At 63.1% G+C, this 293-nt stretch carries 1 protein-coding gene; it reads left to right on the top strand.

Annotated features, from left to right (window positions below; all coding sequences use genetic code 11):
• Window positions 1-293: transposase (locus tag J9889_RS23235; protein WP_210558368.1), on the top strand; the 293-nt coding region annotated here is incomplete at both ends.

Genomic DNA, 293 nt, shown 5'->3' with positions numbered 1-293 from the left:
TACCTCCCCATCCGCCATGTCAGCCAGCTCACCGGGGTCGGTTGGCACACCATCAAGGAGATCGACAAGCGCCGTTTGCAGACCAGTGTGGGCACCATCGAACTTGGGGAGGTGCGGCGGCTGGTGATGGATGAGTTTGCCCTGCATAAGGGACACCGCTATGCCACCGTGATCATGGATGCCGAGCGAACCCGCGTCCTGTGGGTGGGGCACGGCAACAGCCGGGCCGCTATCCGTCCCTTCTTCGAGCAGCTCGGCGAGCGATGCCAGCAGATTGAAGCGGTGGCGATGGA

Origin of the sequence: Aeromonas sp. PrichA-15, from assembly GCF_017939245.1 — a bacterium.
In the GTDB taxonomy this organism is placed as follows: Bacteria; Pseudomonadota; Gammaproteobacteria; order Enterobacterales; family Aeromonadaceae; genus Aeromonas; species Aeromonas caviae.
The sequence above is the reverse complement of the archived record's forward strand: the minus strand, read 5'-3'. Positions and strand labels throughout refer to the sequence as shown.